The organism is Citrobacter sp. Cf125 (assembly GCF_030333935.1).
GTDB lineage: Bacteria > Pseudomonadota > Gammaproteobacteria > Enterobacterales > Enterobacteriaceae > Citrobacter > Citrobacter freundii.
In genome coordinates, this window is sequence record NZ_JAOWEY010000023.1 from 272,178 (window position 1) to 289,666 (window position 17,489).

The 17,489-nt window shown below is 50.6% G+C and carries 18 protein-coding genes and 3 tRNA genes; 5 read left to right on the forward strand and 16 right to left on the reverse strand.

The features are described 5' to 3' along the window. Positions 1 to 32 precede the first annotated feature (32 nt). The 4 genes from rlmM to OGV89_RS11730 all read right to left on the reverse strand — a co-directional run bounded on the left by rlmM (position 33) and on the right by OGV89_RS11730 (position 3,048). On the reverse strand, positions 33 to 1,133 hold the full coding sequence (gene rlmM / locus OGV89_RS11715; RefSeq protein WP_003034040.1) for a 23S rRNA (cytidine(2498)-2'-O)-methyltransferase RlmM: 1,101 nt from the start codon (positions 1,131 to 1,133) through the stop codon (positions 33 to 35). After that, the gene (locus tag OGV89_RS11720) at positions 1,126 to 1,521 is read right to left on the reverse strand and encodes a DUF423 domain-containing protein (RefSeq protein WP_003034037.1); all 396 of its coding nucleotides are present in this window, start codon (positions 1,519 to 1,521) and stop codon (positions 1,126 to 1,128) included. The genes rlmM and OGV89_RS11720 overlap by 8 nt, the downstream gene beginning before the upstream one ends. An 18-nt stretch (positions 1,522 to 1,539) precedes the next feature. Further along, entirely contained in the window at positions 1,540 to 2,457 is a 918-nt protein-coding gene (gene gcvA, locus OGV89_RS11725) for a glycine cleavage system transcriptional regulator GcvA (protein ID WP_003034035.1), read from the reverse strand. 363 nt (positions 2,458 to 2,820) lie between these two features. Further along, a complete protein-coding gene (locus OGV89_RS11730; RefSeq protein ID WP_003840386.1) occupies positions 2,821 to 3,048 on the reverse strand; it encodes a YgdI/YgdR family lipoprotein in 228 nt (75 codons plus the stop codon). 192 nt (positions 3,049 to 3,240) lie between these two features. Here OGV89_RS11730 and csdA point away from each other — a divergent pair, with 192 nt between their 5' ends. Together csdA and csdE are read left to right on the forward strand one after the other, a co-directional pair. After that, positions 3,241 to 4,446, forward strand: coding sequence for a cysteine desulfurase CsdA (csdA, locus tag OGV89_RS11735; RefSeq protein WP_286558663.1), 1,206 nt, complete (start codon positions 3,241 to 3,243; stop codon positions 4,444 to 4,446). Then, the gene (gene csdE / locus OGV89_RS11740; protein ID WP_049002015.1) at positions 4,446 to 4,892 is read left to right on the forward strand and encodes a cysteine desulfurase sulfur acceptor subunit CsdE; all 447 of its coding nucleotides are present in this window, start codon (positions 4,446 to 4,448) and stop codon (positions 4,890 to 4,892) included. The genes csdA and csdE overlap by 1 nt, the downstream gene beginning before the upstream one ends. 77 nt (positions 4,893 to 4,969) lie before the next feature. On the opposite strand, the gene tcdA is transcribed toward csdE, so the two are convergent. Both tcdA and mltA read right to left on the reverse strand, forming a co-directional pair. Then, positions 4,970 to 5,776 carry a tRNA cyclic N6-threonylcarbamoyladenosine(37) synthase TcdA gene (gene tcdA / locus OGV89_RS11745; protein ID WP_003846496.1) on the reverse strand — a complete coding sequence of 269 codons (807 nt, stop codon included), beginning with the start codon at positions 5,774 to 5,776 and terminating at the stop codon, positions 4,970 to 4,972. Positions 5,777 to 5,885: 109 nt separating this feature from the next. Continuing rightward, on the reverse strand, positions 5,886 to 6,983 hold the full coding sequence (gene mltA, locus OGV89_RS11750) for a murein transglycosylase A (RefSeq protein ID WP_003034021.1): 1,098 nt from the start codon (positions 6,981 to 6,983) through the stop codon (positions 5,886 to 5,888). A gap of 205 nt (positions 6,984 to 7,188) precedes the next feature. Here mltA and OGV89_RS11755 point away from each other — a divergent pair. The 3 genes from OGV89_RS11755 to OGV89_RS11765 all read left to right on the forward strand — a co-directional run bounded on the left by OGV89_RS11755 (position 7,189) and on the right by OGV89_RS11765 (position 7,619). Next, positions 7,189 to 7,265 (forward strand) — tRNA-Met (locus OGV89_RS11755). A 48-nt stretch (positions 7,266 to 7,313) separates the two neighbouring features. Further along, positions 7,314 to 7,390 (forward strand) — tRNA-Met (locus OGV89_RS11760). Between the two features lie 152 nt (positions 7,391 to 7,542). Next, positions 7,543 to 7,619, forward strand: a tRNA-Met gene (locus OGV89_RS11765). Between the two features lie 139 nt (positions 7,620 to 7,758). Here the strand turns inward: OGV89_RS11765 and OGV89_RS11770 are convergent. The 10 genes from OGV89_RS11770 to amiC form a co-directional block, all read right to left on the reverse strand. After that, positions 7,759 to 8,805, reverse strand: a complete 1,047-nt coding sequence (locus OGV89_RS11770) for a fimbrial protein (RefSeq protein ID WP_286558665.1) — start codon at positions 8,803 to 8,805, stop codon at positions 7,759 to 7,761. 12 nt (positions 8,806 to 8,817) lie between these two features. Continuing rightward, the gene (locus OGV89_RS11775; RefSeq protein ID WP_286558667.1) at positions 8,818 to 9,432 is read right to left on the reverse strand and encodes a fimbrial protein; all 615 of its coding nucleotides are present in this window, start codon (positions 9,430 to 9,432) and stop codon (positions 8,818 to 8,820) included. Further along, entirely contained in the window at positions 9,416 to 9,985 is a 570-nt protein-coding gene (locus tag OGV89_RS11780; RefSeq protein WP_286558668.1) for a fimbrial protein, read from the reverse strand. The genes OGV89_RS11775 and OGV89_RS11780 overlap by 17 nt, the downstream gene beginning before the upstream one ends. Continuing rightward, complete coding sequence (locus OGV89_RS11785) at positions 9,982 to 12,591, reverse strand: outer membrane usher protein (protein ID WP_286558850.1); 2,610 nt, start codon at positions 12,589 to 12,591, stop codon at positions 9,982 to 9,984. The genes OGV89_RS11780 and OGV89_RS11785 overlap by 4 nt, the downstream gene beginning before the upstream one ends. A 44-nt stretch (positions 12,592 to 12,635) precedes the next feature. Next, a complete protein-coding gene (locus tag OGV89_RS11790; RefSeq protein ID WP_286558670.1) occupies positions 12,636 to 13,361 on the reverse strand; it encodes a fimbria/pilus periplasmic chaperone in 726 nt (241 codons plus the stop codon). Positions 13,362 to 13,440: 79 nt separating this feature from the next. Then, entirely contained in the window at positions 13,441 to 14,037 is a 597-nt protein-coding gene (locus OGV89_RS11795) for a fimbrial protein (RefSeq protein ID WP_086529889.1), read from the reverse strand. A gap of 12 nt (positions 14,038 to 14,049) precedes the next feature. Then, on the reverse strand, positions 14,050 to 14,604 hold the full coding sequence (locus tag OGV89_RS11800; protein ID WP_286558672.1) for a fimbrial protein: 555 nt from the start codon (positions 14,602 to 14,604) through the stop codon (positions 14,050 to 14,052). Between the two features lie 10 nt (positions 14,605 to 14,614). After that, positions 14,615 to 15,151, reverse strand: coding sequence for a fimbrial protein (locus OGV89_RS11805; RefSeq protein WP_286558673.1), 537 nt, complete (start codon positions 15,149 to 15,151; stop codon positions 14,615 to 14,617). Between the two features lie 61 nt (positions 15,152 to 15,212). Beyond that, complete coding sequence (locus tag OGV89_RS11810) at positions 15,213 to 15,782, reverse strand: fimbrial protein (protein WP_016150922.1); 570 nt, start codon at positions 15,780 to 15,782, stop codon at positions 15,213 to 15,215. Between the two features lie 373 nt (positions 15,783 to 16,155). After that, entirely contained in the window at positions 16,156 to 17,409 is a 1,254-nt protein-coding gene (amiC, locus tag OGV89_RS11815; protein WP_003840937.1) for an N-acetylmuramoyl-L-alanine amidase AmiC, read from the reverse strand. Between the last annotated feature and the right edge of the window lie 80 nt (positions 17,410 to 17,489).

Genomic DNA, 17,489 nt, shown 5'->3' on the forward strand with positions numbered 1-17,489 from the left:
GATTTCGCCGCCATCCAACCTGGATTGTAGCCTTATCGCTCGTCGCGACGACCGCCAACGGCCGCCCACAGACGACGTACGTGAACGGTTACTTCTTCACGGTCATGATACAACTGACGCGCCTGAATTTGGGCATTTACGCCATGTTCATCAAGCTGGGCCTGAATGTAAGCCAGGTTCTGTGATACCTCTTCGTAGCGTTTTTTCATCGGCAGCTTGAGGTTGAATATTGTCTCACGACACCAGCCGTTGACCAGCCATTGTGCCATCAGCGCGGCAACCTTCGCCGGCTTCTCCACCATATCGCAGACCATCCACGAAATATTGTTGCGATTCGGACGGTATTTAAATCCGTCTTCACGCAGCCAGGTGACCTGTCCGGTATCCATCAGGCTTTGAGCCATTGGACCGTTATCCACCGAGTAAACCCACATGTTGCGTTTAACCAGCTGATAGGTCCATCCGCCCGGGCAGGCCCCTAAATCCACCGCATACATTCCGTTCGCCAGACGCTCATCCCATTCATCGGCAGGGATAAACACGTGCAGCGCTTCTTCCAGTTTCAGCGTTGAGCGGCTCGGCGCATCGGCCGGGAATTTCAGTCGCGGAATACCCATGTAGAACGGTGAGTTATTGTCAGGCCAGGAATAACCGGTATAACAACAGCCAGGGGCGATAAAGAAAACATGAACCACCGGACGTTTCGGCGTTTCATATTTTGCCAGTACGCCCGCTTCACGCAGCGCCGCGCGCAGCGGTACGGTAAATTTACGGCAGAACTTAACCAGCTCTTTGCTTTCATTGGTGTCGGCGACTTCGACACGCAGATCGCCACCCTTTTCCACCACGCCCTGCAGCATGCCAACGATCGGCGTAATGCGGTCTTCCGGCGGTAAATATTGCAGCAGTTCGCCCACCACAAACATTTGACGGGCAAAAATCAGTGAGCTAAACGGCAGCTCTTTCACTAGCTTTTCGGCATCATCCTGCTGATAGCATTCGAAGATGACGTAACCCGCATTGTCTTTCACGCGGGCAAAACCGAAGATTTCCCGGCGCCCTGCTTTATCCGTAATTTCTGCGGCGCACTCTTTTTCAAAACCCGGGCGACACAACAACACAACCTTATTCATGGCTAACGCCCTTACGTTTCAATCTAATAGCACCCACTAACATCAGCGCCCAGCCCACAAGGAAGCTGAAACCGCCGACGGGGGTAACAAACGCCCACAGGCGTAAATGAGAGAGCGCAAGGCAATACAGGCTGCCGCTAAACAGCACCGTTCCTAATGCCAGAAACACGCTACTCCAGTAAAACCAAATGCTAATGCGTCGCTGCATGGCGACGGCCAGGCCAAAGATAGCCAACGTATGGAACGCTTGATACTCAAGGCCAGTCTGGATCCACCCCATCTCAACGACACCGAGGGTTTTACTCAGAACATGTGCCCCAAAGGCACCCAACGCCACAAAGATAAAGCCACTTACGGCGGCAAAAATCAGCATAAAACGGCTGGTCATGTGAATACCCTACGTAAATTATTGTTCATAACGAAAGCGGAATTTTTCTTGTTCCGTGGCCGCTTTAGCCAAAATCCACTGACGGAAGGCGGCTATTTTACCCAGTTCTGCCTGACTGTCATGACAAACCAGATAAAATGCGTTTTTGCTGACCAGAACATCGTTAAACGGACAGACCAGACGTCCGGCTTCTATTTCGGACTGCGCCATGACGTTATTAGCCAGCGCAATCCCCTGTCCATGGATAGCAGCCTGTAGCACCATGGCGCTATGGCTGAAGATAGGTCCCTGCTGTACGTTGATATGATTCAAGCCAAGCTGGCGCGTATAGGCTTGCCAGTCACGGCGCGACGCATCGTGCAATAATGTGTGTTTAGCCAGATCGTCGGGCGTCTTCAACGGTTTATCACCGGTGAGTAATAGCGGCGAGCAGACCGGCAATAAATATTCTGCGTACAATTTTTCAACGCGCAGACCCGGCCAGTTACCGCGTCCGTAGAAAATCGCCACATCTACATCGTCCGCCAGTTTGTCTTCCTGACGGTCCACCGCCTGGATCCTGACATCGATTCCCGGATAAGCTGAGTTAAAGCTAGAGAGTCTGGGCACCAGCCATTGGATCGCAAAACTGGGCAATAAACTGACGGTAAGTGCACCTTTTGCACTACGTGCCTGAAGTTTACGCGTCGCGTCGGTTAATTGCGAAAAAATCTCTTTGATGTCGAGGAAGTAGCTTTGGCCTTCTTCCGTTAACAGCAAAGATCGATTGCGTCGACGAAACAGCTTCAGCCCCAGGAAATCCTCAAGAGACTTGATTTGATGACTTACTGCGGCCTGCGTCACAAAAAGCTCTTCTGCTGCGCGAGTAAAGCTCAAATGACGCGCTGCAGCATCAAAAACACGCAACGCATTTAAGGGTGGTAATCGTTTTGACATGACTTTTAGGCTTTGATGTTAAATGAATTTAACAATTAGCTAACAGGCTGTAACCTATTAGTTTTTTTTATCTGAGCCATTATAAATTGTCCGTTGAGGTTCTACCAGCAAATACCTATAGTGGCGGCACTTCCTGAAGCCGGAACGAAAAGTTTTATCGGAATGCGTGTTCTGGTGGGCTTTTGGCTTACGGTTGTGATGTTGTGTTGTTGTGTTTGCAATTGGTCTGCGATTCAGACCATGGTAGCAAAGCTACCCTTTTTCACTTCCTGTACATTTACCCTGTCTGTCCATAGTGATTAATGTAGCACCGCCAAATTGCGGTGCTTTTTTTTGTCCGACTCTTTGTCGATGGATGACCGGTTAGTTATCCAGTTCTACCATCTCTTTCACGTCAGTGCGGTTAATCTGCTGTTTGTTGCCGTTAGCGTCTTTATACGAAATCATCCCCGTTTCATTATCGGTTTGTGGCTTACCGTCAGCTACGATTGATCGACCATCGTTGGTATGCATCACGTAATTCGAACCGGAACAGGCGCTCAGGGCAAAAGTCAGCATACAGGCAGAGATAATTGCGGCAGTCTTTTTCATCTTCTTCTCCTTAAAGCGATTTATGCTATTAAAAACACACTCCGTAACAGGCAAAATTGCTCGCCTAACGCTATTTAGCATAAGACACTGAGCGGGCTTTGCCAGGATATCCAGAGTATTCCGATGGTTAGCGCAACCCTTGTATCAATGCCCTTTTTGCGCCACGATCGGTTTACTGAACTGAGGAATACCATGAACGCTTTTAACCCCGCGCAGTTTCGCGCACAATTTCCCGCACTCAACGATGCTGGCGTCTATCTCGACAGTGCTGCTACGGCGCTGAAGCCACAGGCGGTGATTGAGGCTACCCACCAGTTTTATAGCCTGAGCGCCGGAAACGTCCATCGCAGCCAGTTTGCTGAAGCCCAGCGCCTGACCGCACGCTATGAAGCCGCGCGGGAAAAAGTCGCAAGCCTGATTAATGCGCCGGATGAAAAAACCATCGTCTGGACCCGCGGCACAACGGAAGCGATCAACATGGTTGCTCAAAGCTATGCGCGTCCACGCCTTCAGCCGGGTGATGAGATTATCGTTAGCGCAGCGGAACATCACGCCAACCTCGTGCCCTGGCTGATGGTCGCGGAGCAAACGGGGGCTAAGGTCGTCAAACTCCCACTCACCCCCGATTTATTGCCAGACGTTGAGCGCCTCACGCAACTCATTACCCCGCGCAGCCGCATTCTGGCACTCGGGCAAATGTCGAACGTCACCGGTGGCTGCCCGGATCTGGCCCGCGCCATCACGCTCGCCCATGCGGCTGGCATGGTGGTGATGGTTGATGGTGCCCAGGGGATTGTCCATTTTCCTGCCGACGTACAACAGTTAGATATTGATTTCTATGCGTTCTCGGGCCACAAGCTGTATGGTCCAACCGGCATTGGCGTGCTGTACGGTAAGCCTGGATTACTGGAAGCTATGTCACCGTGGCTCGGCGGCGGAAAGATGATTAGCGAAGTCAGCTTCGACGGTTTCACCACCCAGTCAGCCCCATGGAAGCTGGAGGCCGGTACGCCTAACGTTGCTGGCGTTATCGGGCTAAGCGCAGCGCTCGAATGGCTGGAGGACGTCGACGTTGCACAGGCCGAAAACTGGAGCCGGGGTCTGGCGACGCTGGCAGAAGATGCGCTGGCGAAACGCCCCGGCTTTCGGTCCTTCCGCTGCCAGGATTCCAGTCTGTTAGCCTTTGATTTCTCGGGTGTTCATCACAGCGATATGGTTACGCTATTGGCCGAATATGGCATTGCGCTGCGCGCGGGGCAACACTGCGCGCAACCGCTACTGGCAGAACTGGGCGTATCCGGGACACTACGCGCCTCATTTGCCCCTTATAATACACAAAGCGATGTGGATGCGTTGGTCGCAGCCGTCGACCGCGCGCTGGAAATATTGGTGGATTAATGACAAGCCCTCTGTTCGCCGGACACCCGTTTGGCACAACCGTAACCGAAGAGACGTTACGCAATACCTTTATCCCGCTCACTCAGTGGGAAGATAAATATCGTCAGCTGATACTGCTGGGTAAGCAGTTGCCGGCACTTCCGGATGCGCTAAAAGCACAGGCCAAAGAAATCGCGGGCTGTGAAAACCGCGTCTGGCTGGGGCATACTCTTCATGAGAATGGCACTCTGCATTTCTTTGGTGACAGCGAAGGTCGAATAGTACGCGGGCTGTTGGCGGTATTACTCACCGCGGTCGAAGGTAAAACGGCCGCCGAGTTACTGGCGCATTCACCAATGGAATTATTTGACGAGCTGGGTTTACGCGCGCAGCTCAGCGCCTCGCGTAGCCAGGGGCTACATGCTCTGAACGAGGCAATTATCGAGGCTGCCCAGAAAGCCAGATGACGGCGCTGATGTGTCTTATCCGGCCTACAACACCGCACAAACCGTAGGTCGGATAAGCATAGCGCCATCCGACACAATCAGGGCTGGCGCGCCGCTTTGGCCATCATCTTCTTCAGCGCATGGGAGACGGCAACAAAACCAAAGGTGGCGGTCACCATCGTGGCCGCGCCAAACCCGGATGCGCAATCCATACGTTTCGGCCCTTCCGCCGTCGCTTTCATCGCACATACCGAGCCATCTGCCTGCGGGTACACCAGCGCTTCGGTCGAGAACACACAGTCCACGCCCAGCTTGCCTTTGCTGTTTTTCACCACGCCAAAATCGCTTTTCAGCCGTTCACGTAGCTTGGCCGCCAACGGATCCTGGATGGTTTTTGCCAAATCAACGACCTGAATCTGCGTAGGATCGATCTGTCCGCCCGCACCACCGGTGGTCACCAGCGGAATTTTGTTACGCCGACAGTACGCGATCAGCGCCGCTTTTGGACGCACGCTATCAATCGCATCAATGACATACGAAAATCCTGCACTCATATATTCAGCAACGTTATCCGGCGTGACAAAATCATCGACCACGTTCACCCGGCACTCCGGGTTAATCTGGCGGATACGTTCAGCCATCACTTCAGCTTTTGCCAGGCCGACGTTATCGCGTAAAGCATGGATCTGGCGGTTAGTATTGGTGACACACACATCATCCATATCGATGAGCGTGATGGCGCCAATGCCGGTTCGTGCCAGCGCTTCCGCCGCCCATGACCCCACTCCGCCAATCCCAACCACGCAAACGTGCGATTGAGCAAACAGTTGCAGCGCATTTTCGCCATACAGACGCGCCGTACCGCCAAAACGCTGACGCCAGGCATCACTTATAACCACAGACATAACACCTCAAATTCATTAATACTACGCAGTATGGCTGCCGGATGGCGCTTCGCTTATCCGGCCTACGCGCTAATTTGTAGGCCTGATAAGGCTAGCCGCCATCAGGCAACTAGCCGCTAAATACGTTACCCGCACCCGGCGCTGTTTTTAGTACCCATACGCGACCGTAATGATTATACCACCCGGCACGGTGTCCGGCGTCTGCGCCAATACCCTGATAGATGTCGAAGTGCTGTCCTTTTATCGCCCCGCCCACATCCAACGCCACCATCAGACGCAGTTCGTACTGGCCGGTAAACTTGCCGTTATTGTCCAGTAACGGGACTTCCGCCAGTAACGTTGTGCCCGCAGGAATGATACTGCGGTCAGAAGCCACGGATGCGCGGCCAATCAACGGTACCGCGCTGGCCCCTTTCACCGGAGCAAAAGATTGTGGTTTAAAGAAGACAAACGATGGGTTCTGCTCCAGCAGCTCACGCACTTCGGCTTCGCTGTGCGTTTCACCCCAATGACGAATAGCCTGCATCGACATATCTTCTTTTTTCACTTCGCCACGGTCGATAAGCACTTTACCGATACTGCGATAGGCGTGGCCGTTTTTCCCGGAATAGCTAAAGAAGTTGAGCGGGCTGCCATCGCCAAAATCGATGTAACCACTGCCCTGAACATCCATAATGAAGTTATCCATCAGGGAGTTGCTGTATGCCAGAATATAATTGTCGCTTAGCGCGCCCGCGTAGATCTCGGCACGGGATGGTAAGCGCCCACGTTTTGGCGGCATACGATAGATAGGATACTGAAACTCGCCCTGGCGCGTATGCCGCGCCTGGATAACCGGCGTGTAGTAACCGGTAAACTGGACGTTACCGTAGTTATCAGCCCCTTCCATTTGCCATGCATCAATACCAAACTGACGCATACTGCGCGTATCACCGCCCGCGCGTAACCATTGCTGGATAGCGTTGTAGACGTTGCTCTGGTTACCGTACAAACGTGGCGAAGCGCTGCGAATTTGATTAACCTGCTCGGCGAAATCACCGGCATTGATTGGTGCACCAACCGCATCAGGCTGGTTCACCAGTGAGAAAGGCTGGGTAAATTTCCCGTCTTTATACTGCTGCCCACGATCGGTGGGTTTTGAGGAACACGCGGCGAGCATCGCGACTACTGCTCCCGCCAGAAGATATTTTGCCCAACGTCCTTTCATTGTTCTCGTCTTATGTTGCCTGAATGCGAGACGAAGATAACAAACCCCCGAACCTAATGAAATGCGTATACCTACCCGAACGCAAATTTTGCGCAAAAAACAGTCCAGAATGCGTTGTTTTTGTTCGTTTTCACCCTAAAAACGTGATCAAGGTGAAAAAAGGGTTGCATGAAATCATTAGCAGAGTATAGTGCGCATCCACGGACGCGGGGTGGAGCAGCCTGGTAGCTCGTCGGGCTCATAACCCGAAGGTCGTCAGTTCAAATCTGGCCCCCGCAACCAATTAAAATCAGAAGCAGTAACGTTACTCGATGGAAGAGTAATGACGGACGCGGGGTGGAGCAGCCTGGTAGCTCGTCGGGCTCATAACCCGAAGGTCGTCGGTTCAAATCCGGCCCCCGCAACCAATTAAAATCTGATGTAATATTTTTGCAAAGTAGTTCAAAGCACAGCAAGGCGGCGACGCAGTGAATCCTTAGGAGCTTACTCCAGTAAGTGACTGAGGTGAACGAGGAAAGCCAACGCAGATGTGGTTTGAAATACGAAGCGAAAAGACGGACGCGGGGTGGAGCAGCCTGGTAGCTCGTCGGGCTCATAACCCGAAGGTCGTCGGTTCAAATCCGGCCCCCGCAACCAACATAGTTTGTTAAGGCTATTAAATAAGACCTTAAAAAAAAACCGCAAAAGCGTTTCGCTTTATGCGGTTTTTTTGTGTCTGCCGTTCTGTCATCCGCCCGTATCGATCAAAGGCACAGGCAGTGGTCGTTCATTGGGGTTAATAGTAGCTGACGTTAATAGTAGCGGTAGCCTCAAAATCCCCGGCCTTTAGCGGTGCCCCATCAGGCTGCAGCATTAAATAAATGTCAAAGCTACCATTTCTTAGAAATTGTTCGCCATAACCATCAATTGGATACCAATTCGCTGGCATTCTTCCTTTACCCAACGCAACATCCAGAGGATAGCGTGATTCAGGATAAGGATATTCAGGGTAGAGCGACAATCCAAAGCCACTGGCGGCATTTTCACCCGTTAGCTTGTTGAGTAATAAATTTTGCTTAGTGTCAACGGGATTCCCATTGCTGAGTATGCGAAGTTCCATTCTGGTGACCATATTGCAGGTATTAGCGAACAGACTTACAGATTTACGTTTAGCCTTGCTCACAGAGCTAAACTCACCAAAATCAACTTGCGATGTATTGAGGCTCAACTCACAGGTCACCGGTGTAATCGGAATTGCAGGGGAATTAAAACGAAACCCTTTCATAACATTACTAAAGCCCACTTTAAAATACGTAGTGTTCACTGCCACGATCTGGCTCTTTTTTACCTTATCACCATAGCTTCCCCCCGCATACCATAATTCGGCCTGAAACTCCCACCTTGCGCCATTTAGCTGGGCAGGCGTCGCGTTGAACATCCCCCCTTTTTTAAGATGCCCCGAAACGCTTCCGCTGCCATCGCCATAGGTCACGGTGTACCAGAATCCATAACCAAATCCATCGCCGATGCCGCCTATCAGCAAACCGCCATCAGGCATCGTTTCAGACAGTGGACCCGAAGAAAAACTATCCCCCGATACGCTGATGGCGGTTCCCGTGGACGGATTACAGGTGGAAATGACCGGTCCGCCAACCAGTACCGAACTTTGGAATAACTGCTGCAAATTTGTGCTTGTCAGCGTGACCGCCGTTACGGGCGACGATGCCATAGTTTGATCAATATATGTTCCCGTTGGCGTGGTAAATGCACAACTCGCCAATGCGCTGCGAACGCCACATAAGCCCAGCAATAACAGCATGATAAATCCATATTTTTTCAGCATGAAACATCCTTTTTATTCATACGCTGCGGAAACAATCACCGCGGCTGATATGGGGCGAGCTTCCTGCGTTCCACCCGCTATGTACTGATAGCGTGCCGCATAATGAAAGGTTTGCTCATCATCCGTCATAACCCCCAAAAACGAAATATTATTCAGTAATACATTCCTGATATACGCACTATTATTTATATCAAAAATAACGATTCCGATACCTGCCGAAGGCTGGTCAACAAATACACCAGGCAGCAGCGGAGCGACCCCAGTAGAATCGGAAAACGTTAACCGCATCGTTCGCTGTATTGCTGCGGATTCACTACCGCAACCAGAGAGCGTAATATCAAACGGGGTATAGAGATTGTCATCACTTCCATAATCATCTGGCCCCAGAGAATAATAACTACCACCGGATTCAAACAGCCTGATATCAGCGCCGGGGAGAGTTACATATCCCTCTGCAACACGAATATCACACATTGATGTTACCGCCGTCGCCTTTACCGTCAGCGTCATCGCCGGTGCTTCAACCCAACTCTCTGCCGCCAGCGCAGGGGTGGAAATCAGCAGCATCAGCAGATAAAATATTGAGTTATGCATAATCCACTCCTTACCGTCAGTTATATCGCACAATAATCTGAATCGCCTGACTATAGTTTTCAGAACTGCCGTCCGTCTCCACTAAATACAGTCTATACATCGCCCACAGAGGAATAGTATTTGTGGTCAAGACCAGATCATTCCATTTATTAAATTCCACTTCAGAACCGCTATTATCTTTTATTTTGACGCCGGCCCAATGAACGCCATCGCAGGCAACTTTATTATCGGTTGTACAGGTATCGGCGTTAAATGTGACTTGTGCTTTATTAAACATGTCATTGCAGTCTTTTAACGCAATATATAGATATTGAACGAGATAATCATTGGTCTTGTAACGCAGGCCACTGCGCAACACATTGCCGAAATCGAAGGTCAGTGATTTCTCTCCTCCACCCGGGGAACTCCCCAGGGATACATTGCATGAAGCTTCCTGCAGGCGTGCTTTTACCGTCAGCTGAATCTCTTTGCTGCTGCCGACGCACTTTGAAACATCAGCACTGATGCAGGCGGCAAAACTGACGGCGCTAAAGCAAAATGAACACAGGACTAATGCTACATGACGAAAAATTCGATGATGGTTCATGGCGTCACCTTCACGCTGGTTGAGGACATCCGGCAGCGCAGACCGGAGATAAGCGGCGTTTTACCGATCATGCTGGCATTGCCATCTAACTGATAGCTCACCTGACAGCGGCTTTCTGCGCCACTGCCCCAAATGACGGAGAGCGTACCGCTGTCATCCATGCCGCGCACAAAGGCAATTCCCGCCTGGCCTACGGTGCCGACCGAGCTGCCAGCACTATCCTGCACATCTGCCGCCAGCGGAATAAACCCGCCATCGTCGCGCATCAGTTCCAGCATAAACGCTTTACGGGCGTCGGTTTCGATATCCACACGCACCAGCGCCCCGCTGGTCGGCACCACGACACCGGTGGTATTACTAATCGCCACATCGTTTTCCATCGTGTCAATATTCAGACCGACGGTGTTTTCCCGGTAGGGACTCAGGCTGGTGACGACCATATTGCCAAAACCGTCTATCTGCCCATTGCCCATTGAGGCGGACGCGCCTTTCGCCCCGCTGGCGTGCACCAGCGCCATCGTCGAGTCTGGCGTTAAATAGCCGGAGGCCAGCGTCAGCCCGCCGCTGTGCAGCACCACGCCACCGGTTGTACTTAGCGAGTACTGTTGATCGCCGTTAAGCCCCTGCGTCGCCGACAATGAGGTGGTGCTGTACGCGCCGTTGCGCGTCACCCAACTGCCTATCGTGGTGAGGTCTTCGCTGTCTTTGTTGCGGCTGCTCGTGGTGTTCAGGGAGTAGTTATACATATTGTCCCGAGAACTCCCTGTCGCCATCGCGCTGACGCTGTCGTTACCTTTAAAGTCGCTACTGCTGTTGACGCTCATACTGGAGAACGGACGATAGTCCACGCTGGAGCCTGACCCCAACGGAATAGAGAAACCGAGGTTGATGCTATCGTCCTCTTCGCCAAATTCGTCATAGCTGCGCTGGGCGGAAATGCTGTAACTCACGCTCCCCACAGAGTTGCTATAACCTACGGAATACTGCGAGCTATTGCCATCATCGCCCCAATAGCTACGCCAGGTCCCGTTCAGATAAAACGAGCCATAACTTTCACCATTGATAGTCACATCCTGATAGACGTTGGCCTGTATCTCATTGCGCGTGCGTGTATAGGCATGATATGCCTCCTGCGTCGTGGTGTTTTTATCGGAAGCATAATTATTCAGCGTATTTTTGAGCGATAGCGCATCGTTCATCGACATGTAGTTTTCAGAGGAAAAACGATAGCCGACCACGCTGAAGGTGGTCCCCGTCGCCGTGAAATTTTTACTGTAGTTAAGGCTGTAGCTCTGCCCTTTTAAAGTGCCAACGTCATCTGCGGTGGTTTGTGAGTGCGTCACGTCGAATGAAAACGCCCCAATGCTGGTGTTCATTGCTACGCCGAGCATTCCGGCGGTGTATAAGTTGTCTGCCATTTGCACACCGCCGTAGGCGGTAAACATATTGCTCAGACCGTAAGAGGCGGTGGCGACTCCCGCCCACAGCGTTTCATCAACCGTGTCTTTATCCACCGTGCCGATACCGATATCCCAATCCACTTCACCAGGACGCAGTAAATGGGCAATAGAGGCATAGGGCATAGAAAATACGCGCGTACTGCCATCAGACTCCTCAACGGTAACATCCAGATCGCTGCCGTTTTGTGCGGCATAGTAGTCGCTGATGGCGAACGGCCCCGGCGGGACGGTGACCTGCGTGACAATACGACCTTCCTGGCGTACCGTCACTTTGGCATTGCTGTTCGCGACGCCGCGAATCACCGGCACATAGCTGTTAGCCGACGGATCCATCTGTGCATCGTTGTAAAGGTGCACACCGTCCAGCGAAACGGAATCCATCATGTTGGCGTTGGTGCGTACCTCCCCCGCTTCCAGTTTTGCGCGCAGCGGCACAATGTCGCGTGCAATAAAAAGATCGTAGCTGCTGTACTCTCCGCCGTTATCGCTATCCCAGTTGTATGCGCCATTTGAGCGTAAACGCCATGCGCCAAGGTTCAAACCCAACATCAACCCGGAGTAAAAGGTGTCCTGCGTGGTATTGTCGCTTTTGGAATGCCAGGCGTTGGCGTTATAGGAGAGCAGCGCCATCGGGATCCCGGAATCCCAACGCGAAGGAGGAATATAGCCGGCAGGATGACTGACCAGATAGACCTGCGGGATGGTTACATTCAGTTCCTGCGTCAATGGGTCGTAGCGGCTGGATGACTTCGGCAGGGTGGCGGCCAGATCATAACAGCCATCCTCATCCTCCTGATTTAGCGGCTCGGGATCCACACTGAGCTGTTCCAGCAGCGCATGGGTAAAACACGCCGACGCATAATCCGTATTGTTTTCGTGAAAAGTCAGCGGAGTTTTGAACATTTCCTTGCCATTAAGGAAAACTTTAACGTTGTATGTTCCGGCAAGAACAGGATTACCACGTGAAAAACGCTTCAGGTCAAGCTGGCTGCCCGCATCACCCATTAAAAAGGCGTCACTAAACTCCACCATTTCGGTGCTGGCGCTTTCATCGGGCGTACCTTCATCTGCCTGTGCGGATGTCAGCGAAAAAAAGCCAGTCAGAAACGTCGATAAATAAATAGATCGTGATAATCGGCGCACCATCATTCCCTTTTAATTAATAATCCTGTTACTCTGCGGGTACTTTTTTATTTAACCGTTTTGACGACTTCCGCATCCGCGCCGTAATCATTCAACGCAACCCATGACACTTTATTAACGGAAGTCGTGGTTAATTGCGGTACGACAAAGCGTTCCTCACTAAAAGGGTTCAGCATTTTCGGTTTGTAGTCATATTTTTTCGCCCCTGCCCACACCGCGCCGCCAATCAGTGAGAGATAATAAGGCGAGTCGTTTTTCAGGACGATCGCCACGTTACCCGAGTCATTGACCAGCGACCACTTAACATTATTTAAACCATCAATAAAGCTGCCCTTCAATGAGGCCGGACGATAAAAGAATTTAATCCGCGAACGTAAAGCCAGATTAAGTTTGCTTTTCCCTTCCGCATTCTTATCTTTAGGTGGAATTTCCAGCACGTTAAACCAAAAAATACTCTCTTTATCCTGCGCTAACGCCTTACCGGTCCAGGTAATACGCACGCTCTGGCCTTTTTGTGGGTCAAGACGCGAGACAGGGGGAGTGACAATAAACGGTAGCTTCATTTTGGCCGGATCGCCGTTTTCATTACCGTCATCCAGCCAGGATTGGACCAATAAAGGCGACTTGCCCTCATTAACCATTTTTACCGTTACTTCTTTCGCCGATTCAGGGTAAATAACCCGCGTCCCCTGAATCACCACGCTGGCCAGTGATGAAGTTGTAGTGAGCGTCATCAAACACGCAATAAATAGCGAACATGAATACCTTTTCATATAAATTCCTTTGACAGAAACAATATTTTTACACTATGTAAATCTGATATATAAACCAACCAAATATATTTTAGCTATTTTATTCAACATTAATAATTACGGTAGCATCGGCAGTAACAATGCCCGCGCCGGGCGTACCGTAGGCGATATAACCAACGGAATAGGTTGACGCCCAGTTATAGCAACGTTCCCTATCGTCAGATAATCTATAACAACTCCCGGGTGTTACATATTCGTAATCTTTTCGGCTACCCGTCTGGAAATTCACGACTGATCCCGGTGGTGTTGATTGATCCTGTACCAGGAAACCAACGTTTACCGCGCCTGATAAGGCGGTATTTTTTAACGCATAGGTTGCAGGGTCGGTCTCTCCGCTCGTCACCCAACGAATATTCGGATGATATTGCTCGGCCTGAGTGCACTCAGAACGTATAGCGAAACTCTTTTGATGCAGCGCGCCTGAAGTCGCCCCCTGAAGTTCCTTCAGGGAAGCCGTCTCTAACGCAATAGTGGTGCTGCTCACGCCATCCACCTCGACCCATACTTTACATTGTGTGGGTATAGGCTCGACGAAAACCGAAACAACAATTTCAGGCGTCTGTACCGTGTCGTAAAACGGCGCTGCACCATAAACACAGAAAGCCATCAGAGACAAAAGGAATGGTAAATATTTCATTTTCTTCCCCTGTTACTGAAATGTGGCAGTAAACATAATAGAAGCTTGCAGGAAACCGTAGTTCACGTTCACACCGTAAGGCACAACCCCCACCATAAAATTAAAATCAGCCCTTTTTACATCGCCATCCTGGACAAGGGTCTGCGTATTTTCCACCGTGCTAAAATCAATCATCATATTCTGATCGGTATCTTTAAAAACGAAGCCAAACTGATTATTTCTATCTTCAGATTTTATTGCGAGGGTGGCGGCATCAACCTCCTGCGATGTACTTATTTTTCCGGTCACTGCTGACGCCATATACCCGGACGGGCAGGAAACGCGGAAATAATAATCTCCCGCATTCGATACCCACGTAATATCGCCTATGGCTGGCAGAGTATCGACCACGAACGCGCCGACATAAAGAGCACTAGCACTGAATGGTATTCCCATGTAGGAATAAAGTTCTACCTTACAAGTTGACTCCGTCACCCGACCGGTAAATTCATATTCCAGCGTATCGGCAGCACGCGCTGAATTAATCCACGCCAGCCCAGACAGCAGCAGAACAATTAATTTATTCACAGACGCTCCGTCAGGCATAGGTCAGGGTAAAGGTCGCCGCCGCATGTACATCGCCCTTTTCCGGCACGCCGAGATTCATATAGCCAATTTCAAACCGAAACGAGGCGCTATTTTCACTGCTAAATGTCAGCGTAAACTTCTGCGTTGCGCTGAAATCAACAATGGTGTCGGTGGTTTTATCTTTAATTTGTAAGCCGACATCTTTTGCGCCAGTCGCATCGGTAATCGTATTTTTTAGCGCTTTTACGCTGCTATCGACCTTACCACTCGTGGTAAATTTCCCCGTCACTTCATGCAAGTAAGAAGGTGTAGAGCAACTGATGTTAATAGTAAATTCTTTCGCTGAAACGAGGGTTGTTGAGGCAATGAGCGCTTCTGTTGTCACGTCCTCTAATACTATTGAAGTGCCGTCTCCAGGCGTTTGTATGGTGCAGGTTGTTTTATAAATCTGCCCTTGCAGACGAAACTGGGTGGCAGCCAGCGCCCCTTGTCCGCTTAGCAGGCCGAATATCATCAGGAGCAACAATAACGGTTTTCCTTTACGCATACGCCCTCCCTCCTGGATGAAAAAGCAGGGCTCAACGGCCCTGCCTGACATTATTTTGATATTACTGATACGTTGCGATAAACATGGCGTCAGCCGCCACCAGACCGCCGCTGACGGTGCCGGTTTTCAGGTAGCCAACGTTGTAGTTAAACAGCATTGGCGCCGCAGTATCGATCACTTTCGCCTGGCGATCCGCGGTGGTAAACGTCTGGACTGCATTGCTGCTGTCTTTGTTTTGCACCTGGAAACCAACCCCTTGCGCACCCGCAGCAGAAACGTCGGTGTTATCCAGCGCAGAAGTGCTGGCATTAACCGCTGTTCCTTTTGCAGCCGCCAGATAGCCTGTTACAGTGGCATAGCTCGCACCGGTAATTTTGTCTTTGGAACCCTGGGCCGTACAGTCCAGAGAGACTGTGAAGTCTTTTTTCATTACCGAGTCAGTGGTGGCTGCCGAGACGGTCTTAACGTCAGTCGGATCCAGTTGCACTGAAGTTCCTCCCCCTAAAAGCGCTGCCGTACAGATGTTAGTCTGTACTTCACCGGCAAAGTGAATATCCGCAGAGTCCTGATCGCCCGCAAAAGCGCTTCCTGCAAATGCCATAGCAATGGCTGCAATAGTAAATTTTTTCATTTTTTTCCCTTGGTGATAAATATCCAATACCATAATTTATGGTGTCTGCATTCCTACCAGAGGTGATGCGATAAAATTATATCCCAAGTGAAGAGACACTATGTGCCAGAAAACATCATCAGATTTATTTTTAGGAAAACATCAATATAAAATAATTATCAATTAATAAATAAAATAACACCAACAAATAATTAAAAATAAACTTCAAACAGATATATTAATTTTAAAATTATATAATCAACAAGATACTTTATGAATATACGTTATCGGTAATTTATCCGATAATAATAAATGAACCTGTAAATAGTCCTACTATAATATTTCGTCCTGGACAATCATTCGTTATATCGCATCAGAATGCCAGGACGTGTATTTATCCCCTTCTCGCCAGCGTCGCCCCATCGGCAAAATAGGCTTTAATCCCCGCCAGAATCGACTCTGCAACTTCCTGCTGGAAGGTCGCCGTTTTGAGTTTGCGCTCTTCCTCAACGTTACTGATAAATGCCGTTTCGACCAGAATGGACGGGATATCCGGCGCTTTTAGTACCGCAAACCCGGCCTGTTCAACCTGATTCTTATGCAGGTTGTTGATTTTACCAAGCTTATTCAATACCGCTTTACCAAACTTCAGGCTGTCGGCGATGGTCAGCGACTGCACCATGTCAAACATGGTGTGGTCGACGTAACGGTCACCGCTCTTACTGACGCCACCAATGAGATCCGAGGCGTTCTGGGTCTGCGCCAGATATTTCGCTGCGGTACTGGTCGCGCCTTTGGTCGAGAGCGCAAACACCGAAGAACCGCTGGGTTGTCGACTGGTAAAGGCATCGGCGTGAATAGAGACAAACAGGTCTGCACGCTGCTTCTGCGCTTTCGCCACGCGGACTTTAAGCGGAATGAAAATATCTTCATTTCGTGTCATAAAGACCTTCATGTTGCCCTCTTTCTCTATGAGGGCTCGCAGACGGCGGGCAATCTGCAGTACCACATCTTTTTCACGCGTCTTGTATTTCCCCACCGCACCGGAGTCTTCCCCGCCGTGGCCCGGATCCAACATAATGACAATGGGGCGATCGCGTCCCGCTTTGCCCGGCTGTGGGCCACTCTGCGCAGGCGGTACCTGTTTATCCAGATCGCCCCTGTTGTAATCTTCCAGCAATGCCAGCAGCGGATCCTGAACATCCTGGGCATTTGCGGGATAGAGATCCATCACCAGACGTTCTTTAAAGCCCGCCACCGGTGCCAGGGCAAAAAGTTGCGGCTTCACATTCTGTTTCAGCTCGAACACCATCCGTACGGTCTTTGGATCAAACTGGCCAACGCGCGCCGACTTAATATACGGATCGTCAGGACGAATCTGCGCTCCCATGCCCTTGAGCACCGAATTCAAATTAACGTCTTCAATATCCACAACCACACGCTCAGGATTACTCAGGGCAAACTGTTTGTATTTCAGCAGACGGTTAGATTCTACCGTGACGCGGGTATAGCTGGACGCAGGCCAGATACGTACGGCAACGACCTGACTCGCGGCAGCCAGACCCACCTGGCTGACGCTTAAAAGCCACATAGCACCCGCACCTTTCAGTAAACGGCGGCGACTGATTGCTGAGTTGGATCCCGACATGCTTCTCCCGAGCAAAAGAAATCTTTTTAGAGGTAATACGTAAAACGTCCGAATTGACCGGAAACTTTAGCGAATGACGC

What these genes read in the sequence shown, in the direction of transcription:
- tcdA (WP_003846496.1), bottom strand. Translation starts at nt 5,776, where the DNA reads ATGTCTGTGGTTATAAGTGATGCCTGGCGTCAGCGTTTTGGCGGTACG.
- mltA (WP_003034021.1), bottom strand. Translation starts at nt 6,983, where the DNA reads ATGAAAGGACGTTGGGCAAAATATCTTCTGGCGGGAGCAGTAGTCGCG.
- OGV89_RS11720 (WP_003034037.1), bottom strand. Translation starts at nt 1,521, where the DNA reads ATGACCAGCCGTTTTATGCTGATTTTTGCCGCCGTAAGTGGCTTTATC.
- amiC (WP_003840937.1), bottom strand. Translation starts at nt 17,409, where the DNA reads ATGTCGGGATCCAACTCAGCAATCAGTCGCCGCCGTTTACTGAAAGGT.
- OGV89_RS11805 (WP_286558673.1), bottom strand. Translation starts at nt 15,151, where the DNA reads ATGCGTAAAGGAAAACCGTTATTGTTGCTCCTGATGATATTCGGCCTG.
- OGV89_RS11810 (WP_016150922.1), bottom strand. Translation starts at nt 15,782, where the DNA reads ATGAAAAAATTTACTATTGCAGCCATTGCTATGGCATTTGCAGGAAGC.
- OGV89_RS11795 (WP_086529889.1), bottom strand. Translation starts at nt 14,037, where the DNA reads ATGAAATATTTACCATTCCTTTTGTCTCTGATGGCTTTCTGTGTTTAT.
- OGV89_RS11790 (WP_286558670.1), bottom strand. Translation starts at nt 13,361, where the DNA reads ATGAAAAGGTATTCATGTTCGCTATTTATTGCGTGTTTGATGACGCTC.
- OGV89_RS11785 (WP_286558850.1), bottom strand. Translation starts at nt 12,591, where the DNA reads ATGGTGCGCCGATTATCACGATCTATTTATTTATCGACGTTTCTGACT.
- csdE (WP_049002015.1), top strand. Translation starts at nt 4,446, where the DNA reads ATGACAAGCCCTCTGTTCGCCGGACACCCGTTTGGCACAACCGTAACC.
- gcvA (WP_003034035.1), bottom strand. Translation starts at nt 2,457, where the DNA reads ATGTCAAAACGATTACCACCCTTAAATGCGTTGCGTGTTTTTGATGCT.
- OGV89_RS11770 (WP_286558665.1), bottom strand. Translation starts at nt 8,805, where the DNA reads ATGCTGAAAAAATATGGATTTATCATGCTGTTATTGCTGGGCTTATGT.
- csdA (WP_286558663.1), top strand. Translation starts at nt 3,241, where the DNA reads ATGAACGCTTTTAACCCCGCGCAGTTTCGCGCACAATTTCCCGCACTC.
- rlmM (WP_003034040.1), bottom strand. Translation starts at nt 1,133, where the DNA reads ATGAATAAGGTTGTGTTGTTGTGTCGCCCGGGTTTTGAAAAAGAGTGC.
- OGV89_RS11730 (WP_003840386.1), bottom strand. Translation starts at nt 3,048, where the DNA reads ATGAAAAAGACTGCCGCAATTATCTCTGCCTGTATGCTGACTTTTGCC.
- OGV89_RS11780 (WP_286558668.1), bottom strand. Translation starts at nt 9,985, where the DNA reads ATGAACCATCATCGAATTTTTCGTCATGTAGCATTAGTCCTGTGTTCA.